The sequence below is a fragment of the Arthrobacter sp. PsM3 genome (genome assembly GCF_030433895.1).
In the GTDB taxonomy this organism is placed as follows: Bacteria; Actinomycetota; Actinomycetes; order Actinomycetales; family Micrococcaceae; genus Arthrobacter.
In genome coordinates this window covers 1-388 of the sequence record NZ_JARUXE010000143.1, presented here as the reverse complement: position 1 = coordinate 388, position 388 = coordinate 1, and the positions used below count along the sequence as shown (strand labels likewise).

At 64.2% G+C, this 388-nt stretch carries 1 pseudogene; it reads left to right on the top strand.

What is annotated here, in order from left to right:
* Positions 1 to 2: 2 nt before the first annotated feature.
* Positions 3 to 388 (top strand): annotated as a pseudogene (locus QCD75_RS21965) (lipoyl synthase); the annotation flags it as partial.

Below are 388 nucleotides of genomic sequence, written 5' to 3'. Positions count from 1 at the left end.
CCCTGGCACCAGAAGGCCGGAAAATGCTGCGGATCGAGCAGCGGAATGCGGCCACCCCGGTGGAACGCAAGCCGGAGTGGATCAAGGCCAAGGTCCAGATGGGCCCCGAGTACGTCCAGCTCAAGAACCTCGTCAAAAAGGAAGGCCTCCACACCGTCTGTGAAGAGGCCGGCTGTCCCAACATCTTTGAATGCTGGGAAGACAAGGAAGCCACCTTCCTGATCGGCGGCTCCGAATGCACCCGGCGCTGCGACTTCTGCCAGATCGACACCGGCAAACCCTCCCCCGTGGACGTCTTCGAACCCACCAAGGTCGCCCGCTCGGTCCAGGCAATGCAGCTGCGCTACGCCACCGTCACCGGCGTGGCCCGCGACGACCTCGCCGACGA